Source organism: Streptomyces sp. NPDC111628 (assembly GCF_055635195.1).
The window spans coordinates 211,217-229,244 of the sequence record NZ_JBVKBZ010000004.1; the positions used below are offsets into that span (position 1 = coordinate 211,217).

At 71.2% G+C, this 18,028-nt stretch carries 17 protein-coding genes; 9 read left to right on the top strand and 8 right to left on the bottom strand.

Translation table 11 applies throughout. The annotated features are described in order from the left end of the window. Nucleotides 1-155: 155 nt before the first annotated feature. Nucleotides 156-362, bottom strand: a complete 207-nt coding sequence (locus ACZ7MF_RS22910; protein WP_471479240.1) for a hypothetical protein — start codon at nucleotides 360-362, stop codon at nucleotides 156-158. Between the two features lie 483 nt (nucleotides 363-845). On the opposite strand from ACZ7MF_RS22910, the gene ACZ7MF_RS22915 reads away from it, so the two are divergent. From ACZ7MF_RS22915 to ACZ7MF_RS22925, 3 genes are read left to right on the top strand one after another with little or no spacing between them, the layout of a single operon-like run. Then, on the top strand, nucleotides 846-2,993 hold the full coding sequence (locus tag ACZ7MF_RS22915) for a helix-turn-helix domain-containing protein (RefSeq protein ID WP_471479243.1): 2,148 nt from the start codon (nucleotides 846-848) through the stop codon (nucleotides 2,991-2,993). A gap of 3 nt (nucleotides 2,994-2,996) precedes the next feature. Next, nucleotides 2,997-3,992: a hypothetical protein gene (locus tag ACZ7MF_RS22920; RefSeq protein ID WP_471479245.1), complete on the top strand. Its 996-nt coding sequence runs from the start codon at nucleotides 2,997-2,999 to the stop codon at nucleotides 3,990-3,992. Then, on the top strand, nucleotides 3,989-4,852 hold the full coding sequence (locus ACZ7MF_RS22925) for a DUF6339 family protein (protein WP_471479247.1): 864 nt from the start codon (nucleotides 3,989-3,991) through the stop codon (nucleotides 4,850-4,852). The genes ACZ7MF_RS22920 and ACZ7MF_RS22925 overlap by 4 nt, the downstream gene beginning before the upstream one ends. Before the next feature lie 15 nt (nucleotides 4,853-4,867). Here ACZ7MF_RS22925 and ACZ7MF_RS22930 read toward each other — a convergent pair whose 3' ends face one another. The 4 genes from ACZ7MF_RS22930 to ACZ7MF_RS22945 all read right to left on the bottom strand — a co-directional run bounded on the left by ACZ7MF_RS22930 (nucleotide 4,868) and on the right by ACZ7MF_RS22945 (nucleotide 8,081). Then, the gene (locus ACZ7MF_RS22930; protein WP_471479249.1) at nucleotides 4,868-6,181 is read right to left on the bottom strand and encodes a DNA cytosine methyltransferase; all 1,314 of its coding nucleotides are present in this window, start codon (nucleotides 6,179-6,181) and stop codon (nucleotides 4,868-4,870) included. Between the two features lie 11 nt (nucleotides 6,182-6,192). After that, nucleotides 6,193-7,188 carry a DNA cytosine methyltransferase gene (locus ACZ7MF_RS22935; RefSeq protein ID WP_471479252.1) on the bottom strand — a complete coding sequence of 332 codons (996 nt, stop codon included), beginning with the start codon at nucleotides 7,186-7,188 and terminating at the stop codon, nucleotides 6,193-6,195. A gap of 5 nt (nucleotides 7,189-7,193) precedes the next feature. Beyond that, nucleotides 7,194-7,586 (bottom strand): very short patch repair endonuclease, encoded by a 393-nt coding sequence (locus ACZ7MF_RS22940; RefSeq protein WP_398288756.1) that lies wholly within the window; start codon nucleotides 7,584-7,586, stop codon nucleotides 7,194-7,196. 243 nt (nucleotides 7,587-7,829) lie between these two features. Then, nucleotides 7,830-8,081 carry a hypothetical protein gene (locus tag ACZ7MF_RS22945; RefSeq protein WP_471479254.1) on the bottom strand — a complete coding sequence of 84 codons (252 nt, stop codon included), beginning with the start codon at nucleotides 8,079-8,081 and terminating at the stop codon, nucleotides 7,830-7,832. A 642-nt stretch (nucleotides 8,082-8,723) separates the two neighbouring features. On the opposite strand from ACZ7MF_RS22945, the gene arr reads away from it, so the two are divergent. Next, nucleotides 8,724-9,134: an NAD(+)--rifampin ADP-ribosyltransferase gene (gene arr / locus ACZ7MF_RS22950; RefSeq protein WP_471479257.1), complete on the top strand. Its 411-nt coding sequence runs from the start codon at nucleotides 8,724-8,726 to the stop codon at nucleotides 9,132-9,134. An 8-nt stretch (nucleotides 9,135-9,142) separates the two neighbouring features. On the opposite strand, the gene ACZ7MF_RS22955 is transcribed toward arr, so the two are convergent. From ACZ7MF_RS22955 to ACZ7MF_RS22965, 3 genes are all read right to left on the bottom strand, one after another. Continuing rightward, on the bottom strand, nucleotides 9,143-9,601 hold the full coding sequence (locus ACZ7MF_RS22955) for an SRPBCC family protein (protein WP_471479261.1): 459 nt from the start codon (nucleotides 9,599-9,601) through the stop codon (nucleotides 9,143-9,145). A 103-nt stretch (nucleotides 9,602-9,704) separates the two neighbouring features. After that, nucleotides 9,705-10,739: an SEC-C domain-containing protein gene (locus ACZ7MF_RS22960; RefSeq protein WP_471479263.1), complete on the bottom strand. Its 1,035-nt coding sequence runs from the start codon at nucleotides 10,737-10,739 to the stop codon at nucleotides 9,705-9,707. Nucleotides 10,740-10,919: 180 nt separating this feature from the next. Next, entirely contained in the window at nucleotides 10,920-12,344 is a 1,425-nt protein-coding gene (locus ACZ7MF_RS22965) for an MFS transporter (protein ID WP_471479265.1), read from the bottom strand. A gap of 118 nt (nucleotides 12,345-12,462) precedes the next feature. Here ACZ7MF_RS22965 and ACZ7MF_RS22970 point away from each other — a divergent pair, with 118 nt between their 5' ends. The 5 genes from ACZ7MF_RS22970 (at nucleotide 12,463) to ACZ7MF_RS22990 (ending at nucleotide 17,965) form a co-directional block, all read left to right on the top strand. Continuing rightward, nucleotides 12,463-13,014 carry a winged helix-turn-helix transcriptional regulator gene (locus ACZ7MF_RS22970; RefSeq protein ID WP_471479267.1) on the top strand — a complete coding sequence of 184 codons (552 nt, stop codon included), beginning with the start codon at nucleotides 12,463-12,465 and terminating at the stop codon, nucleotides 13,012-13,014. Between the two features lie 74 nt (nucleotides 13,015-13,088). Further along, nucleotides 13,089-13,403 (top strand): DUF6412 domain-containing protein, encoded by a 315-nt coding sequence (locus tag ACZ7MF_RS22975; RefSeq protein ID WP_471479269.1) that lies wholly within the window; start codon nucleotides 13,089-13,091, stop codon nucleotides 13,401-13,403. A 98-nt stretch (nucleotides 13,404-13,501) separates the two neighbouring features. Next, entirely contained in the window at nucleotides 13,502-14,215 is a 714-nt protein-coding gene (locus tag ACZ7MF_RS22980; RefSeq protein ID WP_471479272.1) for a YidC/Oxa1 family membrane protein insertase, read from the top strand. 182 nt (nucleotides 14,216-14,397) lie between these two features. After that, nucleotides 14,398-15,255, top strand: a complete 858-nt coding sequence (locus tag ACZ7MF_RS22985) for a fumarylacetoacetate hydrolase family protein (protein ID WP_471479275.1) — start codon at nucleotides 14,398-14,400, stop codon at nucleotides 15,253-15,255. A 121-nt stretch (nucleotides 15,256-15,376) separates the two neighbouring features. After that, nucleotides 15,377-17,965, top strand: coding sequence for a SpaA isopeptide-forming pilin-related protein (locus tag ACZ7MF_RS22990; RefSeq protein ID WP_471479278.1), 2,589 nt, complete (start codon nucleotides 15,377-15,379; stop codon nucleotides 17,963-17,965). Nucleotides 17,966-18,028: the final 63 nt, after the last annotated feature.

Sequence of the window (18,028 nt, forward strand, 5' to 3'; positions counted from 1 at the left end):
ATTTCTGCTCCTGGTGTCGAAGTGGGCGAGAGTCTGGGTGACGGGCCGGCTCGCCGGCTGTGTCGAGCCGGCCCGTGGTTCGGCGTGCGCTGCTGGTCGGTGCGTCCGACGGACGTTCGGAAGCACCGGGTTCAGGCGGGCGACGTGTCAGGTCGTCAGGTTGCGGGGCGGCTTTCGCCCGGCAACTCCTGGACAGCCTTCGCCAGGTCGGGGAATCCCGCGAGAAAATCGTCTTCGGACAGGTCGTGCCGGTTCAAAATGTCGGCCACTTCAGCCTTGCTCGCCGCAGTCCGAATGTGCGCGTCGATCTCGCTGCACTCCCGCAGGGAGAGCAGCAAGGGAATGCAGTCGTCCTCGTTCAAAGAGTCCCACCCCTGTCGATTCGTTTCCTTGCAACCGTAAAGGGGTGTCACCGAGCCACGCCCCATGAAGTGAAAGGTTCCTGCTACGGATTTCTCCCGCTGGTCACGCCAGCGGCTGGATCTTGCGAGCTGCCAGCCTTTTCCGAAAATGTTTCTCCATGCGTGTGTCCGCCTCGTACGGACGCACTTCCTCCCCGGCCGCACGGTCCCCTGACTTCTGGTTCCCGAGCGAGTTGGCTATTCCAACGTGGCGAACATAGCGGGGTCTTACGGCGTTGGCAACCCAACTTCCGGGTTCACGAGCGGAGTTCGAGATTCCCCCCTCTCTCGGCGAGGGGCGGACAGTGTCATCGGGGGTGAAACGGATCAATCGGACAGAGGTGCGAAGTCATCAGACCCTCCTCGTCCGGTTAACTGTTGGTTGACGTGATCGCGACCGTCAAATTAGCCTCCCCCTAGGACCCGAGGAAGAGCAGGTGGCGCGTGGAGACAGGTGAGGAGTTCGGGCCGTGGCTGGCCCGGCAGCTCAAGCTGGCGGGGAAGACGCAGGCCGAACTGGCCAAGGAACTCGGGTTGACCCGGGCCGCCGTCTCCGCCTGGATCGCCGGGCGGTCGACCCCTCGCCCGACCGTCATGACGGAGATCGCCAACGCGCTCGGTACGGACGTCGGTACGGTGCACACCCGCACCACCGACACCCAAGCCGGCCTCCCGGTCACCTGGTACCACCGTCCCGGCTATCTCGACGGCGGCCGGGACCTGGGCAACGCCGCAGCCTTCGCCTTCGATGCCGACGTGCAGGTCCTCGCGCGCGAGACGTGTCAGAACAGCCTCGACGAGCGCCTGCCGGAGAACGGCCGCCCCGTCCGGGTCCGCTACACCCTGCACGAACTCACCGGTGAACATCTGGACGCCTTCCGTGAGGCGATCCTCTGGAACGACCTCTTTCCTCACTACTCCGCCGTCTCGGAGCTCGCCGGGAGCCAGAAGGTCGGAAGGGTTGTCGACGCCGGTGTACGCGACATGTACGAGAGGGGCCGTCTGGTCCTGCTGAGGGTCGACGACTACAACGCCTCCGGGCTCACCGGCGACGACTACGCGGACGGCAAGTTCGCGGCCGTCGTCCGGCGCCAGCTGGAGAGCCTGAAGTCCGGCCCCGCCGCCGGTGGTTCCTACGGTCTGGGCAAGGCCACGTTGTGGGCCACCAGCGCTCTCGGGCTCGTACTCATCAACTCCACCCTGTCCGTGCCGCACGAGGGGCGTACCGAGCGTCGAGTGATCGGCCGTCTCGAACTGCCCTGGCGGGAGGTCGACGGACGTGCTTACGCGGGGCCTGCCTGGTTCGGGCGCCCCGATCCCGACTCGCAGGGTGCCGAGGTCGCCCGTTCCTGGTGGGCGGACGAGGAGACCGCGACCCGCCTCCATCTGAGCCGGGAGAGCGACGAACCCGGTACGTCCTTCCTCATCGTGGGCGCGCACGACGTGGCCAGCCTCGAAGGAAAGTCCTCGGAGCAGGATGGCAGGCCCCGCGACGAAGAAGGTCCGGAGGACACCCGCGACATCGAGAGGATGCACCGCCGTCTGGTCGAGGCGCTGGGCCGTGACTTCTGGGCGGCCATGGTCGGTGGCGGCGGCCGACTCCCGTTGCTGGAGGCCTCGGTCCGAGCCCTGCGCAACGGCGAGGAGGTCGTGGCCGAGACGAAGGTGGACCCGTCCGTCGAGCAGCCCTCCCGCACGCGTGCCCTGCGGGCCCACTACGAGGGCACCACGGTGGACCGGCTCACCGAGTCGGGTCAGGTGGCCTCCAGAAACGTTCCACTGAAGCTGCCACTTGCCGGCGGAGCCAAGGGGGCCACGCTTGGCACTCACCAGGCGGTCCTGCTGGTCACCGAGGCCGCGGGCGACCGGGATACTCCCGTGAACCAGGTGCACTCCCTGCGAGGGAATCGCATGACGGTCAGGAAGGTCACGGTTCCGAACCTGCCACTCGGAACCAACCCCTTCCAGGCCGTTGTCCTGGTGGGCGAAGCTGCTGGCGCGTCGGCACCCTTCGCGAAGGACGCCGAGGAGTTCCTGCGTGCGGCGGAACCGCCGGAGCACGACCGCTGGGGCCAGACGGAGGAGCTGACCCTGCGCTGGTCCCCTTCCGCCTATCGACGGATCCAGAATCTGACCACGGAGGTCAACAGCGCGGTCCGGGAACTCGTCGCCCGCCCGAAGCGTGGCAGAGGCGAAGGCGGGGAGGCCCTGCGCAAGGCGCTGACCGTCAAGAGCCGACCCAAGGCCAAGGTGCCCTCCGGCCCGGTGGCGCCGGTGCTGGACGCTCTCGACGCGACGATCGGCGACCAGGGGGAGTGGCTGATCACAGCCGAGGTGAAGATCCCACGCGGTGACGAGATCGTCCCGATGGTGCCGGTCGCCCAGTTGGACGTCCGCTCCGGAGGGCGTCCGCGCCTCGACTGGGCGGAACTCGTCGCCGTGGAGGGGTGCGAGGTGGAGGACGGGACCCTGCGCTTCCCGCCCGGCACGCGCCGCGCGAAGTTCCGAGGGGCCACCGATGCCTCCAGCCACCCGGTGCGGACCACACTCACCCGCCTCGTCGTCGAACTGCGTGCCGGCAAGGGGGCGTGACGCGTGAAGATCTACCCGTACAAGCGACTCGGCCGCCCGATCGGGCTCAGGGTGACGTCGGTCTCCCTCAAGCTCTTCGACGGCACCCGCGATCCACTGGACACCAGCGCCTACTCGACTCAGGAGCAGGCCGTCGCTCTCGGCGTCGCGGGCCACGCGGACTGGGTGAGCGCACAAATCGGTCTCTCGGTCACGCTCCCGCCCGGCGCCGACGCGCCGGACGCGGCCTGGTCGGACCTGCGTGTCCTCGCCGTACTGACCGATGGTGAGACCAACGTCCGTACCTCGACGGCCCTCACGCGGGACACGGAGAACAGCCGTGACTGGTCGGGCTTCCTGGAGCTGCTCCGCGACGACCACGTGGGACGAGCCAACCTCAGCGCGTACGCCGTCGGGACGGTCGACGGAGTACGCGGACGGTCGATCACCGAGACCGACCGGAACTGGGTCGTCGACACCGTCTCCGACGAGCCGGTCAGGGGACTGCGACTGGACGTCCGGAAGGCGTCGTTCAGCAAGAGCTCCAGGGAATGGCTGCATGCCTACGCCGACGCCCCCTGGCTCGTGGACACCACGGCGCGGGTCCCCACGGTGTTCGTCAACACCGACATCGACGGCATCGTCGGACTGTTGGACAGCAACGGATCCGGTGTGGAAAGCAAGGTCCGTGACCTCTTGGTCGCGCAGATGGCCACGGACGTGTGGACGGCGGTCTTTCACGGTGCCATCGGCGACCTGGAGGTGGAACCCGGCGGTGGCCCGGTCTTCCCGACCGACTGGCAGGGCGAGGTGCTGCGGGAGATGCTCCCGGACGTCGTCCCCGGCGTGCACGTCGAGGAGGCCTTGCGCCACGTGCACCGCCGACGCACCGGTGACTCGGGTTGGGGCGAGTTGCAGACACGTATCCATTACGCGGCGGTCCGGCGTGCCGAGGCCGCCAAGGCGGTGGGCTACATGATCCGCAGCCTGGAACGGACGAACAGGGAGAGCGAGACGTGATCACCCAGCCCCACCACGTGCCGGAGCGCCTGGCGTTGCTCTCCGGCGCGGCTGCGGACGCTTTCCTCACCGAGGGTCTGCTCAGAGGTGAAGAGGTCCACAGTGGTGTCGACCTCGCCAAGGTCGTCGAACCCCTTCCCGAGGACGACGCCAGGTGGTCGGTCGAGTCGATCCGCAGCCTGGTGGACGACGTGATGTTCGCCTTCGAGGAAGAGCGAACCCGGGCCGACGCGTGGCTCGCGCCCCGGCTCCACGCCACACTGCGCTTGACACGGCAGGAAGCAGCGGACAGCAGGCTGTGGAACCACCTGGCGCTGGCTGTCGCCCCTGACTACGTGGTGTGGCGGCACCTGTCGGATGCGTCTCGGCGTGTGGCTGCGGCGCGCTTCCAGGGACCTGCGGACCGACAGTGCTTCTCCCGACTGTGGTGGGCGGCCGAACTCTTCCGGAACGGGCCGGACTACGGGCCGGTCGAGGTCGCCTGCGGCAATCAGGACCTCATCCACACCGTCATCAGGAACGACTTGATCGACCACCGTCCCACCGCCCAGGCGCTGGTCGGCCTCCTGAAAAGCGGAAAGGTCACCACCGGACGGGAGATCAACGGCCTGAGCGTGGCCATCAACGCGGCCGGAGCGACCTTGATCTACGACGTTCTCGCACCGGACGAGCCCAGAGACCCGGCGCGTCTGCGGGACTGGATCGAGGAGGCGCAGACGGCGCCACCGGTCTCGCGCCACGTCCTTCCGGCGGGGCCCGACGAAGACCCTGCCCCGGATCACTCCGTGACCGCGCTCACCGACTACTTCACCGAGCTGTTCGAGACCGCCCCGGTCAGGGGACGGAAGAACGAGGACTGATACGGCGGCGTCGAGTTACTCGGGACGCGGGCAGCGGGCGGTGCAGTCGTCCGCCGCTCCGCAACCGTGGCTCCGCAACTTGGCCCGGTGTTCCTCCGTCGCCGGCACCCACGGCTTCCGCATCGCCGCCGGGGCCGGTGTGGGAAGGCAGAGAGCGGCGCTCAGGAGGTGGGCCCCGAAGAGCGGCGGTACGGCATTGCCCACCTGCTGGGCCTGGGCGTTACCCGACCACGGGTAGTCCGGTGGGAAGCTCTGCAGCATCCCCGCCTCGTTCATGCTGAACCGCGGACCCTCACACACGACGTGTTGGTGGTGGTCGCCGACGGGTTCGAAGACAACGAAGCGCGAGATGCGACCGGTGACGGTGGTGGCGGGCTGTCGGTCGGTCCGCACTCCGCGTCGTCCCGGGTCCCCGGAACTGCCGTAGTTCGACCGGATCAAAAAGGGCGTCCTGCGCCCGGGGTGCGTGCCGACCGGCTCGGCGAGGGCGTCGCCCATCGACGTCCAGTGCTCCAGACCCTCGTCCTCCTCCGCGGGGCTCTCTCCCGGTTCGGGGACATCCGTGTCGCAGAGGGTCGGCTGAATCATAGGTGCCGCGACGGTGCCGTTCCTGCGACTCCACGCCCTTGCCTCGTAGGCGCGATGGGTCGCCTCGGGCAGTGAGGGAGCGCCGAGTCCTTCGCGACGGGCGATCAACACGGCGCGGGACCTGGTCTGCGGCACGCCGTAGGTCTCCGTGGCCAGGACGTCGACGACGACCTTGTACTTGGTGCCGTCGGGGAGGCCGATCTCCTGCAGCACTTCCGCGTAACGGTCCCAGAGCGCCCGCACGGCGGGGACCTGCTCCAGGACGATGACGTCGTACGGCCGGTGCCCCCGGTTCGGACTCCGGGTCGCCTGAATCGCGTAGCGCAGGGGCTCGAGCACCAACGCGGTTCGAGGATCGCTGAGGTTCTTCAGCTCCTTGTCGATCTCCTTGTCGGGATCGCCCGCCATGAGTCGGTCGATGAACTTCTTGACCTCTTCCAGAGCCTTACGGCCCGCGCCCTTGCCGGCCACCGAGTACGTCTGGCACGGAGGCCCGCCGGCGAGCACGTTGATCTCCGGCGGGAGCGACTCGAACGACTCCCTGCGAACCGCGCTCACGTCGGCGTGGAGGGTGTCCAGGCCGGCCGCGTAGCGCGTCAGGCACGCGCTCTTGTCCCACTCGATCCCGAGACTGGGGACACCCAGCCGGTGACCAGCGACGTCCAGCCCACCGGGCCCTGCGAAGAGGTCCAGGACAAAGGGCTTGTCGAGGATGGACTGGTGAGGTGACGTGCTGGTCATGTGGCGGAAGTCTAGCCGGCAGCGGGGGCCGCCCGCTCCCCGTCCAGAGCTTCGGCGACGGCCCGCCCCAGCACCCGGCCGACGGGCGGTGGCGTCGCGTGTCCGATCTGGCGGTAGCGGGCGGTCTTCAGGCCCGTGACCTCCCACGACTCGGGGAACCCCTGGAGGAGCGCCGCCTGCTCGACTGTGATTTTCACCATGTTGTCCCTGCCGAGCCGTGGGTCCCACACGAATTCGGGGCCGGGGACCTCGTTGCCCACCGTGTGGGCGTTGACGCCCATGGTCGCCCACTTCCGTTTGGCTCCGGTCGGCCCGAGGTCCGCGCCACCTCGGTTCTTCGAGCCTCCGACCAGCGTCGGAGCCGGTTGGTCGGCCTGTGCGGCCCACCGGGCGGCGTCCGGCCAACCGCGTGCTGCCATCGACTGCGCCAGGGCGGCACCTACCGTCCGCGGCTCCGACACCGTGCGTGCCGGTGGCTGAAAGTTCCCTGCCCAACGCCGTTCGACGGCCACGAGAACCCCCTGTTTGCGGTTCTGCGGCACCCCGAAGTCGACGGCGTTCACGACGAACCAAATGAACTCGTAGCCCAGGTGAGCCAGTTCGGCACGCGCGAAGTCACGGAAGCGTTGGTACCTGTCCGAGTGGGCGAGATCGGGAACGTTCTCGATGATCACTGCTCGCGGCCTGATGGCGTGGGCCAGGAGGACCGTGGCCTCCAACAGGCGCTCCTCCGAGCCCGATTCGGCCCGCCCGACGGTCGCACTCGACTTCACCCGTGGCAGGCCGGCCGAGAGGAGGTCCACGTCGTAGCTCTCGGGGTGCTCGGCCGGGTCGAAGTCGAGCAGGTCGGTTCGGAGTACGTTCCACTGCGGCCTGTTGGCCCGGAGCGTCGTGACGGCGTCATCGTCGTCGTCCAGGAGCAGACGAGGCTCGAATCCGGCTTGCTCCAGGCCGAGAGCGAGCCCTCCCGCCCCGGAGCACACGTCCACGAAGGTCGGTCCCCCCACGTCTCTCACCTTCCCGCCTGGTCCGCCAGGCGCCGGTCCAAGGCCGCCCGCACCTGGGCGGCCACCTCTTCCGGACTCTCGTGCTCCCAAAACCGGAGCACCGTCCACCCCTGGTCCCGCAAGTGCCCGGTCGTCTCGGTGTCCCGGGACATGTTCTTGTCGAGCTTGGCCCGCCACCACTCGGCGTTCGACTTCGGCTGCGTGGCGTGCTGCGGGCAGCCGTGCCAGAAGCAGCCGTCGAGGAAGATCGCGACCTTGGTCCTGGGGAAGACGATGTCGATCGTGCGGCGGGCCATGCCCGGCACCGGCACGTTCACGCGGTAGCGGAGGCCCGACGCGTGGAGCAGTCGCCGCACCGCGATCTCCGGGGCCGTGTCGCGGGAACCCTGGCGGCTCATGCGGGCGGACACGGAGGCGGAGGAGGGGACGGGCTCGGGCACGCTGCCATTGTGCCGGCCATCCTTGTACGAGAAGTACATCGATCATTGCTCGCGGTAACCAGGAGCACCAGGACGGTCAGAAAAGCTACCGCCGACAGGACGAGGGGCGACGAGAGGGCGAGTCGGCGTGTGGTCACCCAGGACCCGGAGGTGCCCGCGCCATGCCCGGCGGTGGACCGAGAGCGGCGGTCTCTCGCGCTCCTACCTGGTCAGCGTGCCGTCAGGGGTTTCCTGTACGGAGATCTTCTTCGCCTGTCGGTCCAGGGCCGCGGACACGACCGCGCGGATACCGTCCGGGTCGTTCTTCTGCTCGGGGGCCGGGTTGGAATTCTCGATGGCGGTCTTCAAGTACGCGGGGTTCCAGGACGAGATGGCACCGCTGACGTCGATCCTCTCCACCCTGCTCTTGCCCACCTGTGCCTTTATCGCGGGCAGGATCTGGTCCGAGTACATGCCACCGGACGCCTTGAACAGGCTGGCATGACCGCCGACCTTGCCGCCGTCGCGGAGGTAGACGGTGATGGTCAGGCAGCTCGTGACCGAGGGATAGGTGATCGTGCCGCTGGGGCCGACGCTTTTGACTTCGCCCTCGGCGACGCTCTTCGCCTCCGCCGCGCCCGCTGAAGCGCCCCGCCGGCGTTGTCGTTCTCCGCACGCTGGACGGTCAGGTCCGCGCCGCGTGGCGTACGACCGGAGCCGGCCGCCACCGCACGCGTCGTCGCGGCGTTGCCCGCCGCGCGTTGCAGGACGGTCACCGCCGACGGGCCCAGGGGGCCGACCGCTCCCCGCCGTAGGTCACCAGCAGGGCCGGCCGGGGCAGACGACCGCGGTACCCGGGCGGGTGTCCCTCCGGTCGGTTTCCTGTCCACGCGCTCGTGCTGGTGCAAGGCGTCCCCCTCGGGCTCGGCATGACGCCTCTCACCATGTCGCCCAGCCGTCGGGGCGCAGGAGGCGCGGGGGCAGACAAGAGGGCACTCCACCGTGCTCTCCGAAGGGCCGCGGCCACGGGTGGATGATCCGTTGCAGGATCAGGTAGCGCGCGCTGCGTCCGGGCGGTCCCGGCGGCACGACGGTCCCGGTTGGTAATCTGCCGCGATGGACGAGGTGTTGGACGAAGGACCGTTCTTTCACGGTACGAAGGCCGAGTTGCGGGTCGGGGAGCACCTCACCGCCGGTTTCCCTTCGAACTACCGGCCCGAGATCCTGATGAACCACATCTACTTCACCGCGTTGCGCGACGGCGCGGGACTCGCCGCCGAGCTTGCCGCCGGGGACGGGGAACCGCGCGTGTACGCCGTCGAGCCGGCCGGGGCGTTCGAGAACGACCCGAACGTGACCGACAAGAAGTTCCCCGGCAATCCCACCCGCTCCTACCGCAGCACGGAGCCGCTCCGGGTCGTCGGCGAAGTCACCGACTGGACGCGGCAGACGCCCGAAGCCCTCCAGATGTGGCGGGAGCGGCTGGCCGCGATGCGGTCGGAAGGGCGCGCCGAGATCATCAACTGACGGGGGCCTCAGCCCTGCGTTCCGCCCGCCAGGAACCCCGTCAGACCGTCCAGCAGCATGCCGCTGCCCTGCTCCGCGCCGTCCCGTTCCTCCGCCGTGTCGCAGGTCTGGCGGAGGGTGATCACGGTGTTGCGGGGGCCCTCCTCCGCGAGTTCCACGGTCATCGTCGCCGGGTCCGGGCGGCCCGGGACGTCCATGCCGATGGTCAGGGCGCGGTGCTCGGCGACCTCGATGTAGGAGCCCGTCAGGGGGAACTCCGTGCCGTCGGGCGTGCGCATCGTGGCCTTCCAGGTGCCGCCGGGGCGGACGTCCATCTCCACGGAGCCGGGGACGGCGTAGGCCCACTGGGCGTACTGGTCGGGGGTGGTCCACGCCTGCCAGACCTGGGCCGCGGGGGCGTCCAGGGTGCGGGTCAGGGTGTAGGAGAAGCCGTTGCCCGCCGCGGTGGGCGTCTGGTCGGTGCTCATGTCGTCGTGTCTCCTCGGTCCGCTCGGGTGATGACGCCTCGCCCGGCCGCTTGTGGGTCTCGGTGAGGCTTTCGCATCTGTAGACGACCGGCGCCGCCGAATCTCATCGGTCCCCGGCGAGATCCTCCCCGTGGCACTCCCCGTACGCCCGCCCCGACCCGCACCAGCAAGCCGCCCCGCGCTGCGGCGGCCACGCCACCGCGAGTCCCCGGGCCGCCAGGGTCGTCGCGTACTGCGGGAGCAGGATCGGGTCGGCCGGGGACGCGCCCTCCGACGCCGCGAAGGCCTCGTAGGAGGGGACGGTGCCCGGGACCACGCCCAGGTTCGGGGTGCCCGAGGAGGCCAGTTCGCGCAGGGCCGCCTCTATCGACGCCAGGTGGGCGTCGTAGGAGGGGTACTCGGCGGCGAGGGCCGGGTACGCCTCGATCAGTTCCGTCAGTTCGGCGGCCGGCCAGTGGAGCATGGCCACCGGGAAGGGGCGGGACAGGGCCTCGCGGTAGGCGCCCAGTTCGGCGCGCAGGCGGAGGATCTCCGCCTCCAGGTCCGCCGGATTGTCCGAGCCCAGGGACCAGACGCGCTTCGGGTCGTGCAGCTCGTCCAGGGAGACCGGCATCGAGTGCAGGGTGTCGGCCAGGGTGTCCCACTCGTCGTGGGCCAGGCCCAGCATCCTGCGGACGCGGTGGCGGCCGTAGAGGAGGGGGTGGGTGGCGTACGGGGGCTCCGGCACGTCCGTCAGGAGGAGGCGGGCGCCCTCCGTGAACGTCTCGTGGGCCGCCTCCAGCTCGTCGTGGGACTCCAGGGCCTCGGCCGCGATCACCCAGGGGGCCGGGTCGCGCGGCGACGCGGCCCGCACGCCGTCGATGATCGCCCTGGCCTCCGCCTCGTGGTCGTACTCCCACAGGTTCGAGGCCTTCAGGGCACGGACCAAGGACGGGTTGTCCAGCGGGACGGAGGTCTCGGAGGACAGCAGGCGGTCGTAGAGCTTCGTCGCGGCGGGGCGGTCGCCGGACAGTTCCAGGTGGGCGGCGGCGCGCAGGAGCAGGGCCTCGGTGTCCTCGGGGTAGAGGCCGGCGGTGCGTTCCAGGCGGGCCGCCTCGGCGGCGTGGTCGACGTTTTCGGCGGGCGTGTCGGGGCGCATGGGGGACACCGTACTGCCGTGAGGTGACAAGGGTCAGCCACCCCGGGGCCGGAGGCGGGAGGCGGGAGGCAGGAGGCCGGGAGGCCGTGACCCGGGACCGGCGTCGCCGCCGCCCGACGGAAGGGGTCGGGGGCGCGGCGTGCCGTACCCCGCGGCTCGCGCCGTGGATCAGGTCGCGGATCAGGTGCGCTCCCGCACCACTGCCACCAGCGCCCCCGCCGCCACCGCCAGCCCCGCCGACACCCACAGCGCCACGTCCGTGCCCGCCCCCGGGCTGCCCGCCGACGTCGCGATCGCGATGGTCAGGGCGACCCCGGCGCACGAGCCGATGTAGCGGAACGTCTGCTGCGCGCCCGAGCCCATCGCTGCTCGGGCCGCCGGGACCGACTCCACCGCGAGCAGCGGCAGCGCGGCGTTCAGCAGGCCGCTGCCCACGCCCGCCACCACCAGGCCGGGCAGCAGCCGGGCCCAGGAGCCCGCGCCGACCGCGCCGAGCATGGTCAGGACGCCGACCGCGTGCAGGGCGAAACCGACGACCAGTTGGTGGCGGGGCGGGACGCGGTGGGCGATGCGGCGGACCTGGAGGGCCACCGCGAAGGCGAGACCCGCCCAGAGCAGCGAGAGCAGGGCCGTGTCCAGCGGGGACAGGCCGAGCGCCCGCTGGAGCACCGTCGGCAGGAAGCTGAACAGACCGATCACCGACAGGCCCGTGAACAGTCCGCCCGCGGAGGACGCCAGGAACAGCGGGCGGCGCAGCAGCGACAGGTCGATCATCGGGGTGGCCGCGCGGCGCTCCAGTACGACGAACAGCGCGCCGAGGAGCACGGTCGCCGCCAGCAGCAGGCCCACCGGCGCCCGCAGCCACCCGTCGCGGCCCAGCGTCAGCGCCGCCACGAGCGCGACCAGCGCCGGTCCGAACGTCAGCGCCCCGGCGAAGTCCGGCCGGCCCGCCCGCGGTGAGCGCGACTCCGACAGGGCCCGCGCGCCGAGTCCCGCCACCACCAGCGCGGCGGCGCCGAGGACGCCGTGCGCCACCCGCCAGTCGGGGATCGCCCCGACGAGCACGGGTCCCACGGCTATCCCGCCGCTCACGAACGCGCCCCACACGCCGGTCGCGCGCAGCCGCCCGGCCGGGGTCGGGAAGGCGTGGACGAGCAGGCCGAGGCTGCTGGCAAGCAGCGCCGCGCTCGCCGCGCCCTGGGCGATGCGGGCCAGCGTGAACAGCCAGGTCGTGGACGCGAAGGCGCCGAGGACGGTGGTGACGCCGAGGGCCAGCGTGCCGGAGACGAAGAGCCGGCGGCGCCCGTAGTCGTCGGCCAGGCTGCCGGCCACCAGGAGCAGGGCGGCGAGGCCCAGCGGGGTGCCGTTCAGCAGCCAGGCCTGGGCGGACAGCGAGGTGTGCAGGTCGGCGGCCGTCTCGGGGAGCGTGACCATCGGCGCGGTGAAGGCCATCAGGGCCACGGCGGTCGCCGCGCTGGTCAGCGCGAGGGTGCGGCCCGGGTCCGGGGGCGGCGAGGCCCGTTCCGGTGGGGGAGCGGCGGCGGCCGTGGCCGCCGGGGTCTCGTTGGTCGGGGTGGTCGGGGAGTCCGTGCCGGTGTCGGTCATGGCTGCTGGCCGTCCGCTCTGCGTTGGTTCGGTCAATGAACTGAGTCGGGACGGCCCAACCTAGCACCGCTGGTTCGGTGAATGAACCGACAGGGGAAAAGTGGCTACAGTGGACCGCATGGCACTGGGCAAGGACTACGCGACGCAGGAGTGCTCGATCGCCCGCGCACTGGAGGTCGTCGGCGAGCGGTGGACGCTGCTGGTGATCCGCGACGCGCTCTACGGCGTCCGGCGTTACAACGACTTCCTCGTCCACCTCGGCATTCCGCGCGCCGTGCTGGCCAACCGCCTCCAGGCGCTCACCGCCGAGGGAATCCTGGAGAAACGCAGGTACCAGGAATCGCCGCCCCGGGACGAGTACGTCCTCACCGACCGCGGCATCGCCCTGTGGCCCGCCCTGCGTGCGCTCGGCATCTGGGGGCGCGAGCAGCTCGGCGGCGAGCCGATGCGCACCTTCTGGCACGCCGACTGCGGCACCGAACTCAGTCCCTACGGCGCCTGCGCGACCTGCGGGACCCTCGTCGCCGTGCGCGACGTCGACATGCGGCCGGGCCCCGGACTCGACCCCGACCCGGCGGACCACGTCAGCCGGGCGCTGCTCGGACCCCGGCGGCTGCTCCAGCCGATCGAGACCGAACAGCAGGGTCCCGCACCACGTCGTCCTGCGTAAGTCGCGCTGGACGAGCCGTCCTGAGCCGTCCTGTATAACTGGGGCAAACGCGTGTACGAGAGGGGGAGCAGCCGATGACCCGAGAACGGGCCGCCGTGCCACGCCCTCTCCTCGTCCTGCTGCTGGTCCTCCTGCCCGTCGCGCTCGTCGACGTCGGCAGCCTCTCCGCCACCGTCGCGCTCGCCGCGACCGCCGCGGTCGGTTCCGCGCTCGCCGTCTGCGCCGTCATCGCCGCGCGCTGCGCGCCCGCCGTGCCGCGCACCCGGGTGCGTACGGCCATCAGGGACCGGGACCTGCGTACGGCCTTCCTGCCCCAACGCGATCCCGACGCCCCCGGCCGCCGCCGGCCCCGAGCGCCCGGACACGCCCTCCCGGCGACCACCGCGTAGGGCACAGCACCTTCCACACCTGGCCCCGCGCCGGTCGTGTCGTCATGCCGCCCCACCTCAACCCGGCACGACGAGACCCCCGGAGGGCTCATCCACCCATGTCCGTTTTCGCCAGTCTGGTCGAGCACCTCGCCGACCTGCTTCAGCCCCTGTTCGGCGCCTCCGCCGCGGCCGCCGCCATCGTCCTGTTCACCGCCTTCGTACGGCTCCTCGTACATCCGCTCTCCCGGGCCGCCGCCCGCGGGCAGAAGGCGCGCACCCGGCTCCAGCCGAGGATCGCCGAACTGCGCCGCAAGCACGCGAAGAACCCCGAGAAGCTCCAGCGGGCCGTGCTCGAACTGCACGCCGAGGAGAAGGTGTCCCCGCTGTCGGGGTGCCTGCCCAGCCTGTGCCAGATCCCCGCGTTCTTCCTGCTCTACCACCTCTTCTCCAGCTCCTCGATCGGCGGCGAGGCCAACGCCCTCCTCTCCCACCGGCTCCTGGCCGCCCCGCTCGGCGGGCGGTGGGCCGACGCGTTCGGGGACGGCGGGCTCCTCGGCGGGGCCGGACTCGTGTACGTGGCGCTGTTCGCGGTGGTCGCCGGGGTCGCCACCTTCAGCTACCGGCTCACCAGGCGGACGATGGCCGACCGGCCGGTGCTGCCCGCCGGTGACGCCGGGGCCGTGCCGGGCGTCGGCGCGATCACCCGGGTCATGCCGTTCATGTCCTTCTTCACGCTGGTCACCGTGGCCGTGGTGCCACTGGCCGCCGCGCTCTACGTCGTCACCAGCACCACGTGGAGCGCCGTCGAACGGGCCGTGCTCCACCGCTGAACGCGGGTCGGCCCGGCGCGTGGCCGCGGCCCGGGTGGCTACGGTCCAGTACGTGAACGGGGTATTGCGGAGTGGACCCCGGCCTTGGAGGATCGACCAGTCCTCCGACGGCTGTCGCGTCGCTGCCGCACCCAGGTCGCGCATCGTCGGGCGGGCTGCCCGCGATCGAGGAGTTGGGGATCATGAAGCTGTTGCGAGTCGGTACGGCGGGGTCGGAGCGGCCCGCGCTGCTCGACGCCGACGGGACCCTGCGAGACCTGTCGGGCGTCGTGACGGACATCGACGGCGAGCTGCTCGCCGACGAGGGCGCGCTCGGCCGGATACGGTCCGCCGCCGAGGCCGGTGAGCTGCCCGCCCTGGACGGCACCGGGCTGCGCGTCGGACCGCCGGTGGGACGCATCGGCAAGATCGTGTGCATCGGGCTGAACTACCACGACCACGCCCGCGAGACCGGGGCCGAGCCGCCCGCCGAGCCGGTCGTCTTCTTCAAGGCGCCGGACACGGTGGTCGGGCCGCACGACACGGTGCTCGTGCCGCGCGGATCCACCAAGACCGACTGGGAGGTGGAGCTGGCGGTCGTCGTCGGACGCACCGCCCGCTACCTGGACTCGGCGGAGGAGGGGCTCGCGTGCGTCGCCGGGTACGCGGTCGCGCACGACGTGTCCGAGCGGGAGTTCCAGATCGAGCGCGGCGGGACCTGGGACAAGGGCAAGAACTGCGAGACGTTCAACCCGCTGGGCCCGTGGCTGGTGACCGCGGACGAGGTGCCCGACCCGCAGCGGCTGTCGCTGCGGCTGTGGGTGAACGGCGAGCTGAAGCAGGACGGGACGACCGCCGAGCAGATCTTCCCCGTGGGGGAGGTCGTGCGGTACGTCAGCCAGTTCATGGTGCTGCGCCCCGGTGACGTCATCAACACCGGGACGCCGGCGGGCGTGGCGATGGGGCAGCCCGAGCCGAAGCCGTACCTGCGGGCCGGGGACGTGGTCGAGCTGGAGGTCGAAGGACTGGGGCGGCAGCGGCAGGAGCTCAAGGGAGCCTGAGACGGCGAGCCGGGGGGGGCGAGCCAGGTGGGTGCCCGTGCCGGGCCCGTTCGTGTGACGGTCGTCCGGCACCGGGATGTGCTGCGAGAGGCGCGGGCGGCCCGCGTGAAGCCTGTGGGCCATGCACTCCATCAGACAACGTATGGCCGCCCTCCGGCCCCACCTGGGCCGGACCGGGCTGGCCTGCGCCCTCGTGGCCGGCCTCGCGCCCGCCCTGGTCGTCGGGGCCGGGGCCGCGCAGGCGCAGGCCGCCCCGTTGCCGGGCGGGCTCGGGCCCTGCGCCGGGCCGCTGTGCCCGGACGAGTTCCCCGAGATCAACAACGGCCCGTTCGCCGGACGCGACAACGGCATCAACGTCTTCGCCGGTGACGACTTCCGCGTCCGGGGACGGGCCGCCGAGGCCGAGGGGCGGGTCGTCGTCCTCGACGACTTCGACATGAACAAGAGCGAGGGCGGCAGCGCCGTCTACGACATCGGCATCGCGGGCGTCGGCTCGCGGGTGCCGCCGCCGGACGGGGCGGACTTCCTGACCACCGGCAACGACATCACGGTCGCCCCGGGGCAGCGGCTGCTCGCCGAGGGCGGGGTCGTCCGCTACGGCGGAACGGTGACCGGGACCGTGACCGGCGACCTCGAACACGACCCGGACGCCGCCGATCCCTACCTCGATCTGCGCGACCAGCTCACCGTGGCCAGCCAGTGCTACGCCCGCGTGGACGGCGAGCTGCGGACCGCCACCGGCACGGCCGTCAACCAGGGCTACCAGACCGTGTTCACCGGTGACGGCACGTCCGGGCTCCAGGTGTTCAACGTGGACTTCGACCTCGCCAGTGCCTCCGGCGGGCAGCAGGGGATCGTCTTCGAGAACATCCCCGACGACGCGACCGTCCTGGTGAACATGCTCGGCTCCGAGCGCACCATCAACACCTACAGCGGTGGCATCGCCGACGACACCGACCCGCTCAACGCCTACCGCGAACGCCTTCTGTGGAACTTCCCGGACGCCACCTCGGCGAACTTCGTCGGCACGGGCCAGTTCCAGGGCAGCGTGCTGGTCGGCCCGCAGAACTCCATGTCCACGGTGTCGCTGCCCGGCATCAACGGCCGCTTCTTCAGCAGCGGTTCCATCACCCACACCAGCGAGCAGACGGGCGTCGAGTTCCACGCCTACCCGTTCGACGGCGACCTCCCGGACTGCGGGGACGAACCTCCCGGCCCCGGTCCCGGCCCGGTGACGGGTGAGGTGCGGGTCGAGAAGACGGACGCGGCGAGCGGGGACGCGCTGGCCGGTGCGGAGTTCGAGCTGTGGGAGGAGACCAACGGGGTCGACGGTCTCCAGACCGACGGGGCCGACCCGGACACGCAGGTGGGTGACGTCTGCACGACGGACACCGACGGCGTGTGCGCGCAGACGGTCGCGACGGGCACGTACTACTGGCGTGAGACGGCCGCTCCCCACGGCTACGAGCTGCCCGACCCGAACGTCTTCGGCCCGCTGGTCCTGACCGAGGACAACGCCGAGGACGGCGTCCGGGTCGAGGCCGAGAACACCGGCGAGGACGAGCCCGGCCCGGTGACGGGTGAGGTGCGGGTCGAGAAGACCGACGCGGCGAGCGGGGACGTGCTGGCCGGTGCGGAGTTCGAGCTGTGGGAGGAGACCAACGGGGTCGACGGTCTCCAGACCGACGGGGCCGACCCGGACACGCAGGTGGGTGACGTCTGCACGACGGACACCGACGGTGTCTGCGCGCGGACGGTGGAGACGGGCACGTACTACTGGCGTGAGACGGCCGCGCCCGACGGGTACGAGCTGCCCGACCCGAACGTCTTCGGCCCGCTGGTCCTGACGGACGACAACGCCGCGGGCGGAGTGCAGGTCGCGGCCGAGAACGCCGCCGGTGACGAGCCCGGCCCCGAGACCGGGCAGGTGCGGATCAGGAAGATCGACGCCGAGTCGGGTGCCGTGCTGCAGGGAGCGGTCTTCGAGCTGTGGGAGGAGACCAACGGCGTCGACGGTCTCCAGACCGACGGGGACGACCCCGACACCCAGGTCGGCGGCGACTGCGTGACCGGCGCCCTGGGGCGCTGCGCGCGGACGGTGGAGGCCGGCACGTACTACTGGCGTGAGACGGCCGCGCCCGACGGGTACGAGCTGCCCGACCCGAACGTCTTCGGCCCGCTGGTCCTGACCGAGGGGAACCTCGAGGGCGGGGTGCAGGTCGAGGCGGAGAACACCGCCGAGGACGAGCCCGGCCCGCCCGGACCCGACGACGAGGGCTCCATCGAGGTGGAGAAGACCGACGCCGAGAACGGCGAGCCGCTCGCCGGGGCGGTCTTCGAGCTGTGGGAGGAGACCAACGGGCTGGCCGGTCTCCAGACCTCCGGCGGCAACGCCGACACCCTGGCCGGGGACTGCACCACCGACGCCTCCGGCGGCTGCGCCTTCGACGACCTCGAACCGGGGTCGTACTACCTGCGGGAGACCGCGGTGCCCGACGGGTACGAACTGCCCGGGGACCCGGTGACCGGCCCGATCAGGGTGACCGAGGAGAACGCCGGGGACGGCGTCACCGTGCGGATCGCCAACGAGCGCGAGGGCGACGACGGCGGCGACGACGGCCACGGCGGCTACGGCGACGACGGCGATCACGGGGGTGACGACGGGCACGTCGGCGGCTACGGCTCCGGCTCCGGTTACGGAACCAAGTAGCGCCGGCGCCACCCGGACGCACACCACGCCGGTCGCGGGGACCTCACCCCGTGGCCGGCGTTC

Bases quoted from the DNA above. Each gene is read 5' to 3' on its own strand.
- ACZ7MF_RS22975 (WP_471479269.1), top strand. From the start codon at position 13,089: ATGACCCGAGAACGGGCCGCCGTGCCACGCCCTCTCCTCGTCCTGCTG.
- arr (WP_471479257.1), top strand. From the start codon at position 8,724: ATGGACGAGGTGTTGGACGAAGGACCGTTCTTTCACGGTACGAAGGCC.
- ACZ7MF_RS22955 (WP_471479261.1), bottom strand. From the start codon at position 9,601: ATGAGCACCGACCAGACGCCCACCGCGGCGGGCAACGGCTTCTCCTAC.
- ACZ7MF_RS22945 (WP_471479254.1), bottom strand. From the start codon at position 8,081: ATGTACTCGGACCAGATCCTGCCCGCGATAAAGGCACAGGTGGGCAAG.
- ACZ7MF_RS22985 (WP_471479275.1), top strand. From the start codon at position 14,398: ATGAAGCTGTTGCGAGTCGGTACGGCGGGGTCGGAGCGGCCCGCGCTG.
- ACZ7MF_RS22980 (WP_471479272.1), top strand. From the start codon at position 13,502: ATGTCCGTTTTCGCCAGTCTGGTCGAGCACCTCGCCGACCTGCTTCAG.
- ACZ7MF_RS22990 (WP_471479278.1), top strand. From the start codon at position 15,377: ATGCACTCCATCAGACAACGTATGGCCGCCCTCCGGCCCCACCTGGGC.
- ACZ7MF_RS22960 (WP_471479263.1), bottom strand. From the start codon at position 10,739: ATGCGCCCCGACACGCCCGCCGAAAACGTCGACCACGCCGCCGAGGCG.
- ACZ7MF_RS22965 (WP_471479265.1), bottom strand. From the start codon at position 12,344: ATGACCGACACCGGCACGGACTCCCCGACCACCCCGACCAACGAGACC.
- ACZ7MF_RS22930 (WP_471479249.1), bottom strand. From the start codon at position 6,181: ATGACCAGCACGTCACCTCACCAGTCCATCCTCGACAAGCCCTTTGTC.
- ACZ7MF_RS22940 (WP_398288756.1), bottom strand. From the start codon at position 7,586: ATGAGCCGCCAGGGTTCCCGCGACACGGCCCCGGAGATCGCGGTGCGG.
- ACZ7MF_RS22970 (WP_471479267.1), top strand. From the start codon at position 12,463: ATGGCACTGGGCAAGGACTACGCGACGCAGGAGTGCTCGATCGCCCGC.